Annotated in this window: 18 protein-coding genes; 11 read left to right on the top strand and 7 right to left on the bottom strand. The window is 55.4% G+C overall.

Features of this window, described 5'->3' with window-relative positions:
• Positions 1-17 precede the first annotated feature (17 nt).
• A complete protein-coding gene (locus CHH28_RS03205; protein WP_094058950.1) occupies positions 18-461 on the bottom strand; it encodes a DUF1249 domain-containing protein in 444 nt (147 codons plus the stop codon).
• Positions 462-519: 58 nt separating this feature from the next.
• Positions 520-1,143 (bottom strand): NUDIX domain-containing protein, encoded by a 624-nt coding sequence (locus CHH28_RS03200; RefSeq protein ID WP_094058949.1) that lies wholly within the window; start codon positions 1,141-1,143, stop codon positions 520-522.
• A 187-nt stretch (positions 1,144-1,330) separates the two neighbouring features.
• Between CHH28_RS03200 and CHH28_RS03195 the strand changes: the two genes are divergently transcribed.
• Positions 1,331-2,659 carry a TolC family outer membrane protein gene (locus tag CHH28_RS03195; protein ID WP_094058948.1) on the top strand — a complete coding sequence of 443 codons (1,329 nt, stop codon included), beginning with the start codon at positions 1,331-1,333 and terminating at the stop codon, positions 2,657-2,659.
• 19 nt (positions 2,660-2,678) lie between these two features.
• Here CHH28_RS03195 and waaA read toward each other — a convergent pair whose 3' ends face one another.
• Positions 2,679-3,947 (bottom strand): lipid IV(A) 3-deoxy-D-manno-octulosonic acid transferase, encoded by a 1,269-nt coding sequence (gene waaA, locus CHH28_RS03190; RefSeq protein WP_094058947.1) that lies wholly within the window; start codon positions 3,945-3,947, stop codon positions 2,679-2,681.
• 125 nt (positions 3,948-4,072) lie between these two features.
• Between waaA and hldE the strand changes: the two genes are divergently transcribed.
• The 3 genes from hldE to lpxL are packed head-to-tail and all read left to right on the top strand — an operon-like array spanning position 4,073 to position 7,387.
• Entirely contained in the window at positions 4,073-5,503 is a 1,431-nt protein-coding gene (gene hldE, locus CHH28_RS03185; RefSeq protein WP_094058946.1) for a bifunctional D-glycero-beta-D-manno-heptose-7-phosphate kinase/D-glycero-beta-D-manno-heptose 1-phosphate adenylyltransferase HldE, read from the top strand.
• A complete protein-coding gene (rfaD, locus tag CHH28_RS03180) occupies positions 5,500-6,456 on the top strand; it encodes an ADP-glyceromanno-heptose 6-epimerase (RefSeq protein ID WP_094058945.1) in 957 nt (318 codons plus the stop codon). Before hldE ends, rfaD begins: the two co-directional genes overlap by 4 nt.
• Entirely contained in the window at positions 6,449-7,387 is a 939-nt protein-coding gene (lpxL, locus tag CHH28_RS03175; protein ID WP_094058944.1) for an LpxL/LpxP family Kdo(2)-lipid IV(A) lauroyl/palmitoleoyl acyltransferase, read from the top strand. Before rfaD ends, lpxL begins: the two co-directional genes overlap by 8 nt.
• Positions 7,388-7,397: 10 nt before the next feature.
• On the opposite strand, the gene CHH28_RS03170 is transcribed toward lpxL, so the two are convergent.
• Entirely contained in the window at positions 7,398-8,306 is a 909-nt protein-coding gene (locus CHH28_RS03170; RefSeq protein WP_094058943.1) for a response regulator, read from the bottom strand.
• A gap of 92 nt (positions 8,307-8,398) precedes the next feature.
• On the opposite strand from CHH28_RS03170, the gene CHH28_RS03165 reads away from it, so the two are divergent.
• Entirely contained in the window at positions 8,399-9,262 is an 864-nt protein-coding gene (locus CHH28_RS03165; RefSeq protein ID WP_094058942.1) for a hypothetical protein, read from the top strand.
• Here CHH28_RS03165 and CHH28_RS03160 read toward each other — a convergent pair.
• The 3 genes from CHH28_RS03160 to CHH28_RS03150 form a co-directional block, all read right to left on the bottom strand.
• Entirely contained in the window at positions 9,259-9,759 is a 501-nt protein-coding gene (locus CHH28_RS03160; protein ID WP_094058941.1) for a hypothetical protein, read from the bottom strand. The genes CHH28_RS03165 and CHH28_RS03160 overlap by 4 nt on opposite strands.
• A gap of 103 nt (positions 9,760-9,862) precedes the next feature.
• Positions 9,863-11,626 carry a GspE/PulE family protein gene (locus CHH28_RS03155; protein ID WP_094058940.1) on the bottom strand — a complete coding sequence of 588 codons (1,764 nt, stop codon included), beginning with the start codon at positions 11,624-11,626 and terminating at the stop codon, positions 9,863-9,865.
• 15 nt (positions 11,627-11,641) lie between these two features.
• Complete coding sequence (locus tag CHH28_RS03150) at positions 11,642-13,036, bottom strand: inorganic triphosphatase (RefSeq protein WP_094058939.1); 1,395 nt, start codon at positions 13,034-13,036, stop codon at positions 11,642-11,644.
• A 107-nt stretch (positions 13,037-13,143) separates the two neighbouring features.
• On the opposite strand from CHH28_RS03150, the gene argA reads away from it, so the two are divergent.
• From argA to CHH28_RS03120, 6 genes are all read left to right on the top strand, one after another.
• Positions 13,144-14,454: an amino-acid N-acetyltransferase gene (gene argA, locus CHH28_RS03145; RefSeq protein ID WP_233243728.1), complete on the top strand. Its 1,311-nt coding sequence runs from the start codon at positions 13,144-13,146 to the stop codon at positions 14,452-14,454.
• Between the two features lie 108 nt (positions 14,455-14,562).
• Positions 14,563-15,447 carry a bile acid:sodium symporter family protein gene (locus tag CHH28_RS03140; protein ID WP_094058937.1) on the top strand — a complete coding sequence of 295 codons (885 nt, stop codon included), beginning with the start codon at positions 14,563-14,565 and terminating at the stop codon, positions 15,445-15,447.
• 163 nt (positions 15,448-15,610) lie between these two features.
• Positions 15,611-16,825: a hypothetical protein gene (locus CHH28_RS03135; protein WP_094058936.1), complete on the top strand. Its 1,215-nt coding sequence runs from the start codon at positions 15,611-15,613 to the stop codon at positions 16,823-16,825.
• Between the two features lie 11 nt (positions 16,826-16,836).
• On the top strand, positions 16,837-17,268 hold the full coding sequence (locus tag CHH28_RS03130; protein ID WP_094058935.1) for a hypothetical protein: 432 nt from the start codon (positions 16,837-16,839) through the stop codon (positions 17,266-17,268).
• Between the two features lie 48 nt (positions 17,269-17,316).
• Positions 17,317-18,843 (top strand): TonB family protein, encoded by a 1,527-nt coding sequence (locus CHH28_RS03125; protein ID WP_199243994.1) that lies wholly within the window; start codon positions 17,317-17,319, stop codon positions 18,841-18,843.
• Between the two features lie 69 nt (positions 18,844-18,912).
• A complete protein-coding gene (locus tag CHH28_RS03120; protein ID WP_094058933.1) occupies positions 18,913-19,539 on the top strand; it encodes a hypothetical protein in 627 nt (208 codons plus the stop codon).
• The last annotated feature ends 6 nt before the right edge of the window (positions 19,540-19,545 follow it).

The following is a 19,545-nucleotide window of genomic DNA, read 5'->3' as shown; positions in this document are numbered from 1 at the left end:
AGACCATGGTCACAAACTCACGGCGCCGGAGCAAATTGGTGCTGAGTTTGTGACCGACCATGCTGTAGGCAGTGATCCAGCCATTCGGCCAGGAACTTGTTCAATTGCCATTTCTCATCGGGCAGCAGCATTTTATCGTTCGGGTAAGTATAGCGTCCCTGCAGGCGATGCTGATTCTGAAAGCGTATCACCTCCGCCATCGAGGCATCGTGGTACAACCGCACTTTCATTTGCGGTGGCGTAATCCATTGCGCAGTTTCACCGGCTTGGCGAATATCGAGCATGCTGGTGTACGGGTGTTCTTCCTCCAGCTGGATGCGAATACTGGTGCCGCTAGGTTCCAGCGCAAAGCAGCGCACATCGCCTTCGTCGACGTTATGCAGCAATCTTTGCAAACGCAAATAATTGGCTTCGCACTGCGCGGCCAACTGCGTTAGATCCGGTACGTAGCGCTTACGCATCGCCTAAGGCCTCCCAAAGTGTGACGGCAGAGTAACGAAGGAGTGTCATGGCTGCCAATCAGTCCGTCAGTTCTGACAGTAGTTGTTTGTGATGCAGCTGCAACCACTGCAACGCAATGATGGCAGCGGCGTTGTTGATAACGCCATCCGCCAGCGCTTGCTTGGCTTCTTCAAGGCTTAATGTGACCAAGCGAATGTCTTCGTGTTCCTGCGCTAAGCCGTGCACACCGCCTACCTGTTCACTGTCGATTAGCCCACAGTAGAGCATGACACGCTCATCGCAGCCACCAGGCGAAACCCAGTAATCACAGATGGGAATGAGCTGATAAAACTGGCAGCCGGCTTCTTCTTGCGTTTCTCGCTGGGCTACCTGCTGCCATGTTTCGCCGTCTTCCACCATGCCGGCCACCAGCTCTAACAACCATGGCGAACGTTCATCATCGATGGCGCCAACACGAAACTGCTCTGTCAGCACCACCGTCTGACGCTTGGGGTCAAACAACAATACACACACCGCTTCGCCCCGGCGAAACAGCTCTCGAGTAAAGGGCCCTAACCATTCTCCGTCAAAGGTACGGTGCTTTAGTGTCAGCTGCTCAATGGTGAAGAAGCCCTTAAAAGAGGTGCTGCGGTCAGTGACTTCGACATCCTTTATTTGAAAAGGTGGTGGGATAGGAGGCATAACGAGGTGAACCTTATTGGTGGAAGAATCATGGTGTTGGCTGGACGTAGACAGTCTGTGGCGGCATGTTTACGCTGTAAACTGACGCTGTGTTCCTCTGAGCGGAACAATAGCGCCACTTAGCGCTTTTTCTTTCTGCTATGATCCTGCGCAACGGACTGAATCTAACCTAATTAAGGCACTGAGTATGAAAAAACTGCTTGCCCTGTCGACGGCCATGTTGATGGCTGGAATGGCTCACGCCACCGACTTGAGTACCATTTATCAGCGTGCCGTCGCTAACGATGCGGAGGTGGCAGCGGCTCGAGCCACACGCGAAGCAAACGGCTATAACGTGGCCATTGCTCGGGGTGGTTTGCTGCCGCAAGCGCAGTTTAACTACAGCAAAACCAAATTCGACACGGAGAGCGAGCAAATCGACCCGGTTAGCGGCGCTTCTGCGGACGTCGATAACGACTACACCTTGGATAGCCTGTCGATTGAAGCCTCTCAAGCCTTATTCGATTTAAACAGTTGGTACACCTATCAATCTGCTCGAGCGGGTGACGATGCGGCCGCACATCAACTGCAGCTGGCTGAGCAAGATTTGCTACTGCGTGCTGCCAAAGCCTATTTTGATGTGCTGCGCGCGCAGGAAAACTTGTCCACCGCGCAAGCAGAAGAAAAAGCCGTAGGCCGGTCGTTAGAGCAAACCAAGCAGCGTTTCGAAGTGGGCTTGATTGCGGTAACTGAAGTACTGGAAGCGCAAGCGACGTACGATTTGACCGCCGTGAACCTGATTGGTCAGGAAGCGGCACTGGACATCAGCTACGAAGCGCTGGAAGTTCTGACTGGCGAGCGCTACAGCGATGTGGCGCCCCTGCGTGACGATGTGCAAATGCAGATGCCAGCACCTGCCAATGTCGGTGAATGGGTTTCCAGTGGTATGGAAAAATACGCGGGCATCCTGCTGGCGCAATCCAATCGGGAAAGTGTGCGCCTGCAGCGCAATGCCACGCGCTCTAATCACCTGCCCACCGTCAAACTGGTGGCCAGCTACACAGACGCTGATCAGCCTTCATTAGCGGATCCAACAGACAGCACTTCCACAGCGATAGGTGTGCAGCTGTCAGTGCCACTGCTGGCCGGTGGCTCGTTATACGGTCAGAGCAAACAGGCAGCCAGTCAGTTTGCTGCGGCAGACTACCAGTTAGAAAGCCAGCGTCGTCAGGCGAAGCAAAACATTCGCAGCTTGTATCGTCAGGTGCAAACGGATGTGAAGAACGTTAAGGCTCGCAAACAAGCTATTGCTTCCGCCGAAAGCGCGCTGGAAGCGACGGAAACCGGCTATGAAGTGGGTACGCGCAATATTGTGGAAGTATTGGATGCGCAACGTAATCTGTTTAGTGCAAAGCGTGACTACGCCAATGCGCGTTACGATTACATCATTAATCTGCTGAACCTGAAGTTCTACGCTGGCACCTTGCACGAAGGTGACATCAACGAGTTAAACGGTTGGTTACAAAACCAAGCCTGATGCTCTATACCCTGCTGCACTAGCGATGCAGCAGGGTTTCTACCATCCCCACCAAACGCGCGACGGCGCCACGGTTTTTTTCTACTGTTGCCTGCCCGGCTTGTCCCATCGCCAAGCGTTGCTGCGGCTGCGCCAGCAGCTGTTGCAGGTGCGCTAACCACTGCTGTTGATCGTTTGGCAAAACGTGCAGAGCACCGGCCTCTTTTAACGTGCGTACGATACTGGCGAAGTTGGTGAAGTGAGGCCCGCAAACGGTAGCTTTGGCCAATGCTGCCGGCTCGATTGGATTATGGCCGCCATGCTCGATTAGGCTGCCACCCATCACCACTAAGTCGGCTGCAGCCAGCAGACTCAGCATTTCCCCCATGCTGTCGGCAACATACACTTGGGTCATATCGGAGGCCGTGCCCTTGCTGCGACGTTGCAGCTTTAAGCCACGTGCATGCACGGCATTGGCCACGGCATCAAAACGCTCAGGGTGACGCGGTACCAACATCAGCACTAGCCCTGGGCAACTGGCTGCCAACTGCGGGTACAAATCCAACAGCTGTTCATCTTCACCGGCGTGGCTGGATGCCAGCGCCAGTACCGGACGCTGATGGCCCCACTGCTGGCGCAGCTGCTGGCCACTGGCAATGTTTTGTGGTGCAACTTGCACATCGAATTTGACGCTGCCGGTGACTTCTAAGCGATCACTGGGCAAACCCAGTTCGATAAAGCGCTGGCCATCAATGGCGTTTTGCACCGCAACCATGGTCAGCTGTTGCAGCATGGGTTGAGTCAGCGCAGCGAAGCGCTGATAACCTTGTTGTGATTTCTCCGACAGACGCGCGTTGGCCAACACCACGGGCACGCGTTGCTGCTGGCAGCTGTGAATCAGGTTGGGCCACAGCTCCGTTTCCATAATCACTAATACGCCGGGGTTCACCTGGCGCAGAAAGCGCAAGCAAAAGCCCGGCAAATCGTAGGGCAGGAACATGTGATAAACGCGGTCACCGAACAGGCGCTTGACCTGTTCTGAGCCAGTGGGCGTGGTGGTGGTGACAATTACCGGAACATTGGGGTGGCGCTGCTGGAACGCTTTTATCCATGGCGCTGCGGCCAGCGTCTCGCCGACAGAGACCGCATGCACCCATAAACCATTGGCGGCGGGACGATGTGGAATAAAACCGAAGCGTTCGCGCCAGCGCAAGCGATAGCCTGGGTTAACGCGTCCGCGCCACCAGAGGCGCGCCAGCATAAAGGGCAGTAAGCAGGCATAAATCACAGTGTAAAAAAAACGCGCCACAGAACATCCGCATACAGAATCGATAAACAAAACACTACCCGGCTCACGGGCGCGCGCATAGTAGCACAATCACATAAGCCAATATGCTAGACTGCGGCGCTCCAAATTAGGCTGTGACTGTAACCATGGATATCGCCCTTCCTGACTTCCACCGTGGCCGCGTACTGGTGTTTGGCGACGTTATGTTGGACCGCTACTGGCAGGGCCCGACGTCGCGCATTTCTCCGGAAGCCCCAGTGCCTGTGGTGCGTATTGATGACATTGAAAATCGTGCCGGCGGCGCCGGCAACGTGGCGTTAAACCTCGCCACCTTGGGAGCGCAGGTCGAGCTGTTGGGCATCGTCGGCAACGACGACAACGCCCGGGTGTTGTCGGAGATGCTGCAGCAGCATCAGGTACGTTGCCACTTTCATCACCACCCCTTGCTGCCTACCATCACCAAACTGCGGGTGATGAGTCGCCATCAGCAACTCATCCGGCTGGACTTTGAACAAGCGTTCGATGCCACCGACTTATCGGCGTTGCAGCGCGCGTTTGAGCAAAATGTGACGGGCGCGGGTGCGGTGATTTTGTCCGACTACGGCAAGGGCGCATTGACCGATCCACAGCCACTCATTCAAGGCGCGCGTGCTCAACAAGTCCCGGTACTGATCGACCCTAAAGGTACGGACTTCGAGCGCTACCGAGGCGCGACCCTAATTACCCCCAACCTGAATGAATTTGAGGCCGTTGTTGGCCCTGCTGCGGACGACGCTACCCTGGTAGCAAAAGGACGTGCGCTGATCGCCGACTACGATCTTCATGCGCTGCTGGTAACACGCAGTGAAAAGGGCATGACGCTGATTACCGCTACAGACGAGCCTATTCACTTGCCCACACGAGCGCGTGAAGTGTTCGATGTGACCGGTGCTGGTGATACGGTGATTTCCGTGGTGGCGGCGGCGCTGGCGGCCGGCGTTGGCCTGGCCCAAGCGGTGGCCTTGGCCAATACCGCAGCCGGAATTGTGGTCGGCAAACTTGGTACCGCGACGGTCAGCACCGAAGAGTTGCGTGCTGAGCTGCGCAGTGAGCACCACCAGGGCGCTGGGCTGTTTGACGAGGAAAGCTTGCTGCTGCAAGTCGCCGAAGCGCGGGCACGCGGTGAAACTCTGGTAATGACCAATGGCTGTTTCGACATCATTCACCCAGGCCATGTGCAGTATTTAAAAGAAGCCAAGGCATTGGGTGCGCGGTTATTGGTGGCGGTGAACTCGGATGAATCGGTGCAGCGTTTAAAAGGCGACAGCCGGCCGATTAATCCGTTGGAGCACCGCATGGCGGTGTTGGCCGCTCTGGAAAGCGTCGATTGGGTGGTGCCGTTTAGTGAAGACACCCCCGAGCGACTGATTTGCCGAGTATTGCCGGACGTGTTGGTAAAAGGCGGCGATTACACTGTGGAGCAGGTCGCAGGTGGGCAGTGTGTGCAAGACAATGGTGGTGACGTGGCCATTTTAAGTTTCAAAGACAACTGTTCAACGTCCGCCATTGTGAAACGAATTCAGGAGAGTGAAGCATGATTATCGTAACCGGCGGCGCGGGTTTTATTGGCAGTAACCTGGTCAAAGCACTGAATGAGCAAGGTCGCACGGACATCATCGTGGTGGACGATCTCAGCGATGGCAAACAGTTCTATAACATCAGCGACTGCGACATTGCCGATTATCTCGATAAAGACGACTTTCTTGCCCGAGTAAAAGCCGACGATGGCATTCTCGACAACGTCGAGGCCATTTTCCATCAAGGCGCTTGCTCAGCCACCACCGAGTGGGACGGCAAGTTTATGATGGCCAATAACTACGAATATTCCAAAGTGCTGCTGCATGCGTGCTTGGCCAAGGGCATTCAATTTTTGTATGCCTCCAGCGCCTCTGTGTATGGTGGCAGTGAGGTGTTCAAAGAAGCACGCGATCATGAAAAACCATTGAACGTATACGGCTACTCCAAGTGGCAGTTCGACCAATACGTGCGCCGTTTGCAAAACAGCTTTGGCTCACAAGTGGTGGGCTTTCGTTATTTCAATGTGTATGGCCCTCGTGAACAGCACAAAGGCTCTATGGCATCGGTGGCGTTTCACTTTAACAACCAGCTAAAAGACGCAGGCGTGTGCAAACTGTTTGGCGGCAGTGGCGGTTATGGCGACGGTGAGCAGCGCCGTGACTTTGTTTTTGTCGCCGACGTGGTCAAAGTCAATTTGTGGTTTTTACAGCACCCGGAAAAGAGCGGCATTTTTAACCTAGGTACCGGTCGTTGTCAGAGTTTTAACGATGTTGCCGACGCGGTATTGGCTTGGCATCAGCAGCATGGCTTGAATGGGCATAAAGAATACGTACCTTTCCCGGATCACTTAAAAGGCGCCTACCAGAGTTTTACCGAAGCCGACATCAGCGCTCTGCGCGCGGTGGGGTATAGCGAGACGTTTGCCAGTGTTGAGCAAGGCGTGAGTGCTTATATGGACTGGCTCAATGGCTGAGACGGGCTTTTTTAAGGCAATGCCGAAAGCCTTATGGCACCCCAAGTACTGGCCTACCTGGTTAGGGATTGGCTGCTTGAACCTGATGACGCGGCTGCCATACAAAACTCAACTGTGGATTGGCCGCCAGATTGGTTTGGTGTTGCACCGCTTTGGTCATCAGCGCCGCCACATTACCAGCGTCAATATTCAGCTGTGCTTCCCGGAAAAGTCGTCGCAGCAGCGCCAACAGTTGGTGCGACAGATCTTTATCGACAACGGCATTGGCCTGATGGAAACCATGATGGCTTGGTTTCGCCGTCCGGATTATTTGATGTCGCGCACCGAGTTTCATGGCTTTGAACAAGTCACCGAGCAGCTGCAGCAAGGGCGCGGTGTAATGTTGTTGGGAGCACACTACAGCATGCTGGACCTGGCCGGTGCTTTGGTGTCGAACGTGCAAAGCATTAACGTCAGTTATCGCCCGCAGGACAATGCGGTGATGAATTACTTGATGGAGCGCAGCCGTGCCCGGTTGTATGAGCGTTGTTTTACCCGCAAAGACATTCGTGGTTTTATTCGCACGCTGAAGCAGGGCGAAGTGCTGTGGTACGCACAAGACCAAGATTTTGGCCGCAAAAACAGCATTTTTGTCGATTTCTTTGGCATGCCGGCAGCGACCATTACCGCGACATCACGCATCGCGAAAGCGGGCAACGCGGTGGTCTTGCCGATCACGTATTTTCGCAAAGACGATAACTCTGGTTATGTGGTTACGGTGCATCCCGCGCTGGATATCCCCAGTGGCGACGACGCCACCGATGCACGTTTGGCGAATGCGTTTTTAGAGCAGCAGCTGCGTGAACATCCAAGTCAGTATCTGTGGCTACACAAGCGCTTTAAAACACGGCCCGATAAGCGTGAGAAAAAAGGGCGCTTGTATCAGCGCTAGCTGGAAGTGGTCAGTCGACCACTTCCATCAAAATCATTTGCCCCTCGCCATACTCAATAGAACCGACGCGTAAATCCAAGCGTTTATCGCCGGTACTGGCACCCAACTTTTCTAGCCGCTCAAACGGTTTGGGAATCAAATGCACACCTTTTAAATCCAGGTCTTGCTTGTTGGCTGGATCGTAAAACAGCGCGCCGGTCAGTTTCATCAGCCGTTTGATGTTATCCAGCAGGTGGCGGTCGAGCAGCTGTTCACGCAGACACTGCTGCATGACCGCTTCGGCGGCACCTTCGTAGGAACAACCCAGCACTGCGGCGGCACGTAAATCAAGAATACACACGGCTTTGACATTGGCATGACCATGGTCGCAAAACAGGCTCACTACATACGGTAAGTGCCGGTAGTCGATGCTGCGCATGTCGGTCGGTTCTAACACAATGGGGTTGTGGCAGACGCCGTTAATCACAGTGGTCAACGCGCTGAGTGCGGGGAGGTGCAAATCGTAGGTGGTTTGATCGTGTTGTTGCCGTGAGAGCAGTTCTTCACCTTCTACCGAACCCTGCACAATGGGCACCAGAGCGCGCTGAAATTCGTCCATTTCAAACGGTTTATGCAGCACAAACAAAGCACCGGCATCACGCGCTTCTTGGATGCGTTCCGGGCTGGTTTCCGTGGTCACTAGGCCAAAACGAATGCCCAGCATCTGGCGATTGCACTCGTGCATCAGATCCAGGCCGTTCATTTGCGGCATGTGCCAGTCGGTAATCACCAGTTCCGGCTCCCAGGTACGGATGATATCCAGTGCTTCACTACCATCACTGGCCAGCTTGAACTCAATATCGGCGTAACCGGCTTTTTCCAGCGAACGGCGAATGATGGTTTGCATCGCCGGGCTATCGTCCACGATCAAGAACTTCATGCATCCTCCTGTTGTTGCTGCCAGTATAGAACAGCTTGACGTATGCCAGCGTCAGGCCAGTATGTAATCAGCATATAGCGCAAAGGTGATGTATGAGTGTGTATGGCTGGCTGGCTCTGGGTCAATTGGCTTTTTTGTGGATCGCGACCCTGTTTGCATTAGTCGCCATTTGGCGCTGGAAGCAACATCGATTGCTGGAGTTGATGCAAGCCAATGATCATCTACTGCAGCAACTGAACGAACAACAAAAGCACATCGAAGACAGCACTGAGCAGCAGCAGAAGGTCACCACCGCCTTGGATGATGTCTGCCACGAGTTGGCAGAGCTCGGGCAAGGTGATATCAGCGTGGAAGAGTGGCAGCAGATGCAGGCGCTGATGGAGCAGCAAAAACAAGCATTTCACGACTATCTGCAAAGCGAAGAACAGGACAAAGAAGAGCTGCAACGGCGCTTTGCCGAATTGAACAAGGCCTACGAAAAAGCGCAAAAGTTATTAGATAAGTATCAAACCACTCAGCAAAACATGAGCGAGACGGCCAAACAACTGAAACAAAAAGTCAGTCGCATGAGCCGAGAAGTGCAATCGATGAAGTCGCTTAAGGTGACCAGTGATCGTTTGCAGCGCGACAAACAGCGCCTGCAGGAAAAAGTCGAGGCGTTAAAGCAGCAATACCAAGAAGAGAAGCTGCTCAATCGCAACTTATCCGAGGAGCTTAAGCTGAGTTTTCGGGCCTCGGAAGTGAAAGAAATCCGCGATGAGCTAAACCGCGCCGAAGACTCTCTCAAGCGCACCCTGGCGGAGAAGGAATTTATCGAGCGCCACTTTTTGGAGCTGGCGGATCAGGGCGACGTTGATGAATTGCGCGAACAGCTGGAGCGCAAACAGCGCGAGGTGCAATTTCTGGAGCAAGCGGTACTGGATATGGACTCCGACGAACAGCAAACCCAGTCTTAAGCTGTGGTCATGCCGACTACCTGACGGTAGGTCTCTTGCAATACTTTGACATCATTGGCGGCACGATGGCGATGAAACGGTTGTTGCTGCCATAACCGTTGTTTGGTGTCGTGCCAGGCTTCCATTTGTGTCGGGGTTAATAAGCGGTTGATGGTTTCAATGCGAAAACGCTGTACCAACTCGGCCTCATCGAACAGCCGTCCGACCCAGCTGGAGTCAAAACTCCAGGCGTCGGAGTACAGCGTCTTATCACGCAACAGCTGATTCATTTGCAGCGCTACTTCGCGCACGCTGATGCCTTCTTCGGCCAACTGCTCGCGGCTGATGCCGTGAATCTGTTGCGCTTCATCACTCCAATGCAGCCAGGTCGGTGCCGGGCGAATCAAAAAACTGTGTACCACGCGGTCCTCCAGGGCAAATCCCACCTCGATGGGATAACTGCCGCGGCCAAAACCGGAGGCTTCTAAATCTATGATGGCCGGAAGCTGTTGTGACACGCCCGTTAGTCCCGCGTAGTTGTTTCTTTTCAGTGTGACGGATAAACGGGTGCTATTCTAGGGGCTTGCAAGGCCTGACTCTATGTCCGAGTAGGCATTAACGTTAAAACTTGGACAAAGGTGCCACGCGCATCACCTCGGCAATGGTGGTCATGCCGGCCGCGACTTTATGTGCGCCACTCAAACGCAAGCTGTGCATGCCTTCTTTCATGGCTGCTTGGCGCAGTTTTAACAGGTCGGTGTTATCGTCGATTTGCCCCATCAAACTGTCGGACAGCGGCATTACTTCGTAGATGCCCATACGGCCCATGTAACCGGTATCGCGGCACTCCAAACAGCCTTTCGGGCCATAGATGGTGTCGGGTGTTTTCACCAGCCATGGCGTGGTCAGCTGCTTCCAGGCGTCTTCGTCGACCTTGTGCGGCGTTTTGCAGTGTGGGCACAACGTGCGCACCAAACGCTGAGCCATGATGCCAAGCACGCTGGAGCGAATCAGATACGGTGGCAGGCCCAGCTCCAGCAAACGGGTGACGGCACTGGGCGCATCGTTGGTGTGCAAGGTGGACAATACCAAGTGGCCGGTCAACGCCGCTTGCACAGCGATTTCCGCCGTTTCCAGGTCACGTACCTCACCGACCATGATGATGTCCGGGTCCTGACGCAACAGGGCGCGCACACCGCTGGCAAAATCCAACTCAATGTTGTGTTGTACCTGCATCTGATTAAACGCAGGCTCCACCATCTCGATCGGGTCTTCAATGGTGGAGACGTTGACTTCCGGCGTGGCCAATTGCTTCAAGGTTGAATACAGGGTGGTGGTTTTACCAGAGCCGGTGGGGCCGGTGACAAACACAATGCCGTGGTTGTTTTCGGTCATGGCCTGCCAGCGACGATTGTCCTCGCGGCTGAACCCCAACTCAGAAAATGAGCGCACCAACACTTGTGGATCGAACACCCGCATCACCAGCTTTTCACCAAAGGCGGTGGGCAAGGTCGACAAGCGCAGTTCAACCTCGCTGCCGGCCGGGGTTTTGGTTTTCAAACGGCCGTCCTGCGGTTTGCGCTTTTCGGCAATATTCATGCGGCCCAGTGATTTGATGCGTGCCACCACCGCCATGGCGACTTGAGCCGGCAGTTCGTACACCGTGTGTAGCACACCATCGATGCGAAAGCGCACGTGGCCAATCTCTCGCCGCGGCTCCAGGTGGATATCACTGGCGCGTTGGTCAAAGGCGTATTGCAGCAACCAGTCCACGATGTTGACGATGTGTTCGTCGTTGGCGTCTGGCGCTCTGGCCTTGCCCAGCTCGAGCATCGACTCGAGATTTTGCACGCCGCTGGCGCCCTTATGTGCTTGGCGGGCGCGACTGACGGAGTTGGCCAGCTGATAAAATTCAACCCGATGGCGCTCGATATCGCTGGGTGGTGTTAATACCCGGCTGACCTGACGGCGACTGACGTGTTCAATGTTGCTGATCCAACCGAACACCTCTGGTTCTGCGCAGGCCACCACCACTTCATCGGCGGTCACTTTGACCGGCAAAATGCGGTGGCGCTCGGCAAATGCGTAGGACATAACGTCGGTGATGGTGGCGACGTCGACTTCCAGCGGATCGATGTGGAAGTAGGGCAGTTTATGCTGCTCGGCCAGCCACTCGGTGAGGGTGTCTTCGGTCAGCAGCTTGGTGCTGCGCTGATCAGAGAACCCCTGCCGTGCGATCAAGGTCAGGGGATGCAGTTCGGCTTCGTCACTGCTGCGGCGGATCGACAACCCGGCTTGGTAGTCCTCTTCAGACAATACGCCGTCACGGCGCAGGCCTTCGATGAGTGTCGATAACGTGGTGAAGCGATCAGCCTGAGCCTGCATACCTGCCTGCCATGATTACAGTTGTGGTCGAAGTTGCAGCAGTCGTGATTTCAACTCGAGTGGCAAATACTGGGCGAACTCGTCGCGCAATGCCTGCGAATGCTCTCCCAGTAAGGCACCGGGTTGTCGACTGATCTGCAACAGAGTCGTGCCGGCCAGCATATCAGACAGCAAGCGCACTCGTGTACGGTGCTGCTGCATGGCGCTGCCGTCATCTTCCAATGGCTCACTCAAGCTGTGCCGACACAGGTACAACTGACGCAAACGGGCGTATTGAGTGACGCGGTGAGCCCAATGTTCGGCGTTGATGTCCACTGGGGCATCGAGGATGAGCGATGCTTCGTCGCGCCAGGTGCGTTGCAGACGCTGCAGTGCGCTGTCTTCTAACGGTTCCAGCTGTAAGCGCGGTATTTGCTGTGACACGACTATCAGTGCCTGCGCCAGCTGCGCATTGCTGGCCACGCTGGCGGCTTGCTGACAGTAGATACTGTACAAATCCCGTGCGCCGCTAAATCGAGCTGCAGTGACGAGCGCTGACAGCTGTGCCAACGCAGGTTCCAGCTGCGCCAGTGCATCGCGCACGGTTTTGCTGTGCTTGCGCTTGATCACCTTACCGCTGGTGACCAGCAATTGACGCAAGTTGTTCCAGTGTTGCCAAGCGTCTAGCCCGGCTTGGCTGTCGCCGTGCCACAGCGCCAGCTCCATCGAGCGCTGCAGGCCCGCAGTTTCATGCTGCAGCCATAACCGCATAGCGCTGATGGTAGACGCGTCGGCCGCTAGCTGCGGTTCTTCCTGCCAGCCTTGGTGGAGCTGTGCCAAGCGATAGCCGTGTTCCGCTTTGCTAATAATGCTGAGCCACAGAGGCACTTGCTGCGCCAGGGTGAGCGCCAGTTCCCACAGCGCACTGGCATCGCCGTGTTTCAGTTCTAGCTCCAGTTCGCATAGCGCTTGTTGTTGACCTGCGGCATCGATATTGCCCTGATCCAACACCACTTCGATGGTGTTTTCACCTTGCTGCCACAGCCAGCGGCGGCGTTCAAAATCGGTGCGAAACACCCGCGCAATGTCGTGCTCGGCCAGCTCCAAGGGCAGCTGCGCTTCGATCTCGTCGTCGCGCAGCAGCTCTGGGTCAAAAGCATCGCTGGCCAGTGGCCAGTTCCACTCGCGTCGATGAGGAATGCCATCGCGCAGTTGGCCAACGGTTTTCAGCGTTTGCTCGTAGCTCTCGTCGCCCAAGGCGCGGACACGCAGAGCGCAGCGATGATGTGCCAGATCGCCATTGGCAGTATCAAAGTATTGATTGCTGAGTGGTTGGCTGGATTGCTGCTCGGCGTGTTGATCAAGGTGATCCGCCAGAGCAGAGACGTGGTCGGCGTTGAGCCGCAATTTGAGTTCGATTTCAGTTGTCATAAGTCTATGGTAAGCCCCTGCTACCCGCTTGGGAACGACAAAAGCATTTGCACAAACTGGTCTAAGCGAAAACAATGGGGAGCAAACTGCAGTTAACGGCCCCCTTTGTGACTGAACACGCCTCTCTTCCGCCCTATGTGCACTGGTTTCGCCAGTCGTCACCCTATATCAATGCCCATCGGGATAAAACCTTTGTCATTATGCTCGAAGGCGAAGCCCTGGACGATGCGCACTTTACCCACTTGGTCCACGACCTGGCGCTGCTGCAAAGCTTTGGTGTGCGTTTGGTGCTGGTTCACGGCGCGCGCCCACAAATTGATCGGGTATTAACGCACTTAAATCTGCAGAGCCGGTTTGAGCAGGGCGTGCGCATTACCGACGATCCAGCCCTAGCTGCGGTGAAAGCCGCGGTTGGTATCGTCAAAGCCGACATCGAATCGCGCTTGTCGCTGGGCTTGCCTGACTCACCGATGCACGGAGCGCGCATTCGTGTCGTCAGTGGCAATTTTGTGATGGCTAAACCACGCGGCGTGATCGATGGCATCGACTATCAACACACGGGTGAGGTGCGCCGCATCGAACATCAGGCCATCCGTGAGTTGTTGCAACAACGCCACATAGTGCTGCTGTCGCCGACCGGATACTCACCCGCTGGGGATGTGTTTAACCTAACCGCCGAAGACGTCGCCTTGCACACCGCAACGGCCTTGCGTGCAGACAAGCTCATTTTGTTGTCGGCGGAGCAAGGGCTGAACGGCAGCAACGGTGAATTGCTGCGAGAAATTACTTGTCGGCAGCTAGAGCAGTGTTTGCCGGCACTGGATGAGCATTGCCAGCAACTCAGCCGTACTGCCATTCGCGCAGTGCGCCAAGGTGTGCCGCGTGCGCACATCATTAGCCACAGCGTCGACGGCGCTTTGCTGCAAGAGCTGTTTACCCGCGAAGGTGGCGGCACCATGATCTCGCGTGAACCCTACGATCAGCTGCGCCCAGCGCGCACAGACGATGTGGCCGGCATACTGAATCTGTTACAGCCGCTGGAGCAAGACGGCACTCTGGTGAAGCGCTCACGTGAATTGTTGGAAAACGAACTGCAGCGTTTCTTTGTGATAGAACGCGACGGTCTGATTACCGCTTGCGCAGCACTGCATCCGTATTCCGATGATGACGCTGAACTGGCGTGCGTGGCGGTGCACCCTGATTATCGCGGTGGCCAGCGTGGCCAGCGGTTATTGCAGCAAGTGGCCGACGAGGCGCGGCGACGTGGTTTTCAGCGGCTGTTTGTACTGACGACACGCACTGCTCATTGGTTTATTGAGCAGGGTTTTGTTGCTGGTGATGTTGGCGCACTGCCCGCTGCCAGGCAGCAGCTGTACAACTTCCAGCGCAACTCCAAAGTGTTCTTTTACGCACTGTAATCACGACTTGACCGTCACGCCCTTTGCAAACCGTTACTCAGCGGGCTTGTTGTGTGGCGGTCGATACAGTAGCTTGCTGACAATAACGATAAAAAGAGCAATTCCAATATGTTTGAGGCAATGACCCAGATCGGTTTGCCGATCGCCTTAATGTTAATCATGGCCGGTGTGGGGATGAGCCTGACGCCAGCGGATTTCCGCCGTGTTGCCAGCGAGCCGAAAGGCTTCTTTTTAGGAGCCAGTTGCCAGTTGCTGATGCTGCCACTGGTGGCGATGGCACTGATTGCCATCACCGGGCTCTCGGGCGAGGTGGCCATTGGTTTGTTTATCTTGGCGCTGTGCCCAGGCGGGGTGACCTCTAATTTATACACTTACTTAGCGCGAGGGGACGTCGGGTTGTCGGTGTCGCTGACAGCGGTGCTGGGTTTTATCACTCCGTTTACGATTCCTTTGTTAGGTGCGTGGGCGATTAGCTTTTATGGCGATGGCGGCAAGCAGTTTGAACTGCCGCTGCTCAGTACTTGGTTCAAGCTGATTGTGATTACGGTGGTGCCGGTATTGTTTGGCATGGCGATTCGTGGCCAATGGCCAGAGCTGGCCAAGCGACTGGAGTCGGTACTGAGTATTTTTTCCATGCTGGTGCTAGGCCTGCTGGTGATTAGCATTGCCATCAATCTGGGGCCGCAGTTGCTCGACTTTGTGGTGCAAGCGGGCCCTGCAGCGTTGCTGCTCAACGTTGTTACCATGGTGCTTGGTTACGCATTAGGAAGCTGGCTGCTGCATCGCGAAACCCAGGCACGCACCGTGTGCCTAGAGGTCGGTTTGCAAAACAGTACCCTGGCACTGTTGATTACCACCGGAGTGCTGCAAAGCACGGAAATGTCGATTGCGCCAAGCGTGTACAGTCTGGTGATGTTTGTGACAGCGACGATTTTTGCTCTGCGCTTGCGTCGTCGCCCGGCCGATGTGCAAGGGTGCCTTAACGTCTCTTGATGGCGCTGCATACAGCTGTCCTTGCAATTACTAAGACCCAGATATGACTAAGCGGACTATCTGCGCCGCCTGGTCACACAAAGAAACAAATATTCGCCGATTAGATCAAAAACTGTTTTGCCGTCTCAGCTAGAATCGCGCCTCCTGATTTAGGAGGTCTCGCATGCGAACTCGACTATACACTGCTTTGACTTGTGCCATCCTGGGCACAGGTGCAACCGCTACACAGGCAGACGACAGTCTCAACGTGTATGGATTTATTAATATTGGCGCTTATTACCTAGATGAAGAAGACATCACCATTGAGTCTTACCAGGCTGAAGAAGCGCGTTTCTTTGAACGTGACACCATGATGGGCTTGCAAGTCAGCAAGCAAATCACCGACGCCACCAGTGCAACGGTGCAAATGACGGCCCGTGGTGAAGACGACTTTGCAGTGAAAACGTCGTTGGCGTTTGTAAGCCACGCCATCAATGATCAGACCGACTTACGTTTTGGTCGTCTGCGTATTCCGTTCTTCTATTATTCCGAGTTTTTGGACGTCGGCTACGCCTACAACTGGGTGCGCCCATCCAGCGACGTTTACAGCTTGCCGTTTGCTGACTACGACGGTTTCGATGTGACGCGTCGTTTCAGCTTCGACACCTTTGACGGTCAGCTGCAGGTGAACTTTGGTCGTCGTGACAAGCCGATCGATCTGTTTGGTGAAGAGTACGAGTCGGAGTTGAACAACTTCGCCGGCATTACGCTGAACCTCTACAAAGGCAACTTTGGTTTCCGCGCCGGTGCGCAGCAAACCGAAATGAACCTGGACAGCTACGCTGACAGCGCAACGCTGGGTGCCATTTTACAAGGCACGTCACCGCAAGACGCGCTGGCAGCGCTGACAGCATCGGGTGCGCGTCGTATTGATGTGGCACAAACCGCCGCCGCAGCGCTGACGGCTGGCATGAGCAAAAGCACCCAAGAGGCGTTTAACTTCGACGAGCAGGACGCCAACTACTACAACCTGGCAGTGAACTGGGATAACGGCGACTGGAGTGCCATGGCGGAGACCGCCATCATCGAGTTCGACACCGGCTTGTACGTAGACAACATTGCCTGGTTGGCCAGTGTTGCCAAGCGTTTCGGCGCGGCCACTGTGCACGCCACCTACTCCAAATCGCAGGATCAGGTAGACAGCGGTGAAGTGGGCGACGTACAGGAGCAGTTGAAGTTGGACGGCGAAGACGAAAGCTACACCTTGGGCTTGCGCTACGACTTGGATGAAGCAACAGCCTTCAAGTTGGAAGCCACCCATCACAACGAAATCACCAACCGTGGTGAGCCTGGTACCAGCGGTAACTTGTACCGTATGGCTGTGCAACTGGTCTTTTAAGGAGCGCTATCATGAAAGGTATTCAAGCTTTCACCACGGCAGCGCTGCTGACCTTGTCTAGTGTGTTGTGGGCGGACGTTGCCGTCATTGTGAACGTCAAAAACCCCAATACCTACACCGGTGTCGATCAGGCGTTAGTGCAGCGTATTTACTTGGGTAAAGCCAGCCAGTTCCCCGATGGCAGCACCGCCACGCCTTATGATCTGGAAAAGGGCGATCCATCGCGTCAGCAGTTTGTGCGTGAGGTTCTGCAAAAGAGCCCATCACAGTTGCATGCCTACTGGTCTCGCCGTATCTTCTCCGGCAAACAACAACCTCCCCGCAGCATGGATGATGCCGAAGCCATGAAAGCGGCGGTGGCGGCGGACGAAAGCGCCATTGGCTACATCAAGGCCAGCGCCGTAGACGCCAGCGTGGCAGTCCTCTTTACTATTGAGGATTAACACCCAGCCCCCGCCTCGGCGGGGGAACCGATGTCGAGAGGATTGATCATGGCGCGAAGTCTGTCTGCGGTATTGTTGCTCTGTGTTTTAGCGATGCCTGTTCAGGCGCAATTGGTGCTCAATGGCAGCGCCAGTTACCAGCGCTTATCCCAAGACATTTACATCGGTGGCCTGTACCTGTCGCAGGCCAGTGACGACGTCGTGTTTGTGCGCAGTGCTGCGACTGCCAAACGCATGCGCTTGGTGGTGGCGGCCAAGCGTTGGTCGCCGCGGCGCTGGCAGCAGATGTGGCAAAACAACATCTCCATCAATAACGAAAACGTCAGCCAATCAGCCCAAGTGGCGCGTGGTATTCAGCAGTTGACTGAATTGCTGCGCGAAGATCTGCTGCAAGGCGATGAGCTCACCATCGATTATCAGCCCGCCGTGGGCACCCGCATTTATCTGAATCAGCAACTGGCGATTCGCAGCAGTGGCACGGAGCTGTTTAATTTTCTGGTGAACACCTGGATCGGCCCGTTGCCGCCGTCGCGCGACTTCCGCGATCGCATGCTGGGCAAGGTGAAGGACGATCTCAGTCAGCGCCAACGCCAAATGCTGGCCGAACATAAGATTCCTAGCGCGCGTCTCGGTTTGTACAAAGGCTGGGTCGAGCAGGAACTGCAGCAACAGCAGGCGGCGCAAGCCGCCGAAGAAGCCGCACGACGCAAAGCCGAGCAAGCCAAACGCGAAGAGGCGGAACGTCGTGCCCGCATACTGGCGGAGCGTAAAGCCAAAGAAGAAGCTGAACGGCAGGCGCGATTAGAAGCAGAGCGTCTGGCGCAGCAAGAAGCGGAACGTCAGCGCGCAGCTGAGGCAGCACGTCTGGCCGCGCTGGAAGCCGAGCGTGCCAAGCAGCAAGCGGTGGACCCAGCCGAGCAGCAACGCTATCTGGCGGCAGTGCTGCAGTGGCGCATGCAAAACGCCCTTAACGCTGAGGTGGCTTACCCTGCTTGGGCACGTCAGTTTGAGCAAGAAGGTCTGGTGGAAGTCAGCCTGACACTGCGCCGCAACGGCGACATCATTGAAGTCATGGCGGCCGAAAACGGCGCCCACAAGCTGCTGATTAGTGAGGTGCAGCGTGCTTTGCAGGTGGTGGCGAGTAAGGTCGAGGTGCCTGAAGCCTTAGACGGCGATTCTTGGACGCTGCCACTGCGCTATCGTTTCTTGCTCGACGATGCCACGCCGCTCCCCAACCCTGAGCCCAAAGCCCCTGAGGGGGCGAATATGGAAAGCGCTGGCGGCAATGACTCCGTCAGCCTTGATGCCTATCGCCAACAGTTAATCAGCCGAGTGCGTGACAACATTCGTTATCCGAAAGCGGCGCAGATACTGAAAAAGACCGGCCGTGTCTCTTACCAGCTGGTGATCGCCGCCGATGGCCAGTTAATTTCCAGCACCGCCCTGCAATCGGCAGCCCACCGCGAATTGAATCAGGCCGTGACCAGTGCCATTGATGCAGCCCTGCCGTTGGCGCCATTGCCCGCTGGCAGCGATCAGTTGGTGGTGCAAATTGAGCACGAGTTTCGTTTATAACCGCCCACCGATTGACATGGCCCCGGGGCTGTCTGCTACCGTCTCGGCAAACCAATAAGGATGACAGCCATGTTCATGCGTTCTATTTCTCTCCCTGTATTGTTTGCCGCGTCTTTGCTGGCTGCACCCACCCATGCTGAAGACACTTCTGCTGCCGACAGCACAGCCACCGAAGCCGCACCGGCGCAACTGACGGCTGGGCAAGTATTGCAGCAGCTGCAGCAAAAGATTCAGCAGCTTGGCAATCGCTTGCAAACCATTCAGCAGCAAGCCTTGGAGAAGAAGCCTGAACTGCAACAGCAAAAAGACGATTTTGCCGACATGGTGCAAAGCAAGATGGCCGAACTGGGCGTCAACGCTGACGAAGCACGCCAGAAGCTGGAAAAGATTGCAGCAGAAGCCAAACAAAAAGCACAATCGCTGACTGAAGAACAGCGTGAAAAAATGCAGCAGGAATACACCGAACAGCGCAACGCCTTGCAGCAAGCACAGCAGCAAGTGATGCAGATGGATGAGGTGAAAGCCGCGGGCGATGCCCTTAGCAAAGCCCTAGTAGACGGTATGAAAACCGTCGATGACAGCAGCGAGCAGTTACTGGAGCAGCTGAATCAAGCTCAGGCTCAGTATCAAACCGTGGTGCAGCGCGTGATGCAGCATCAGGCTCAGCAAGCGGCGCAGCAAACGTCCGCCGAATAACCCCGA

Source organism: Bacterioplanes sanyensis (assembly GCF_002237535.1).
In the GTDB taxonomy this organism is placed as follows: domain Bacteria; phylum Pseudomonadota; class Gammaproteobacteria; order Pseudomonadales; family Oceanobacteraceae; genus Bacterioplanes; species Bacterioplanes sanyensis_A.
The sequence above is the reverse complement of the archived record's forward strand: the minus strand, read 5'-3'. Positions and strand labels throughout refer to the sequence as shown.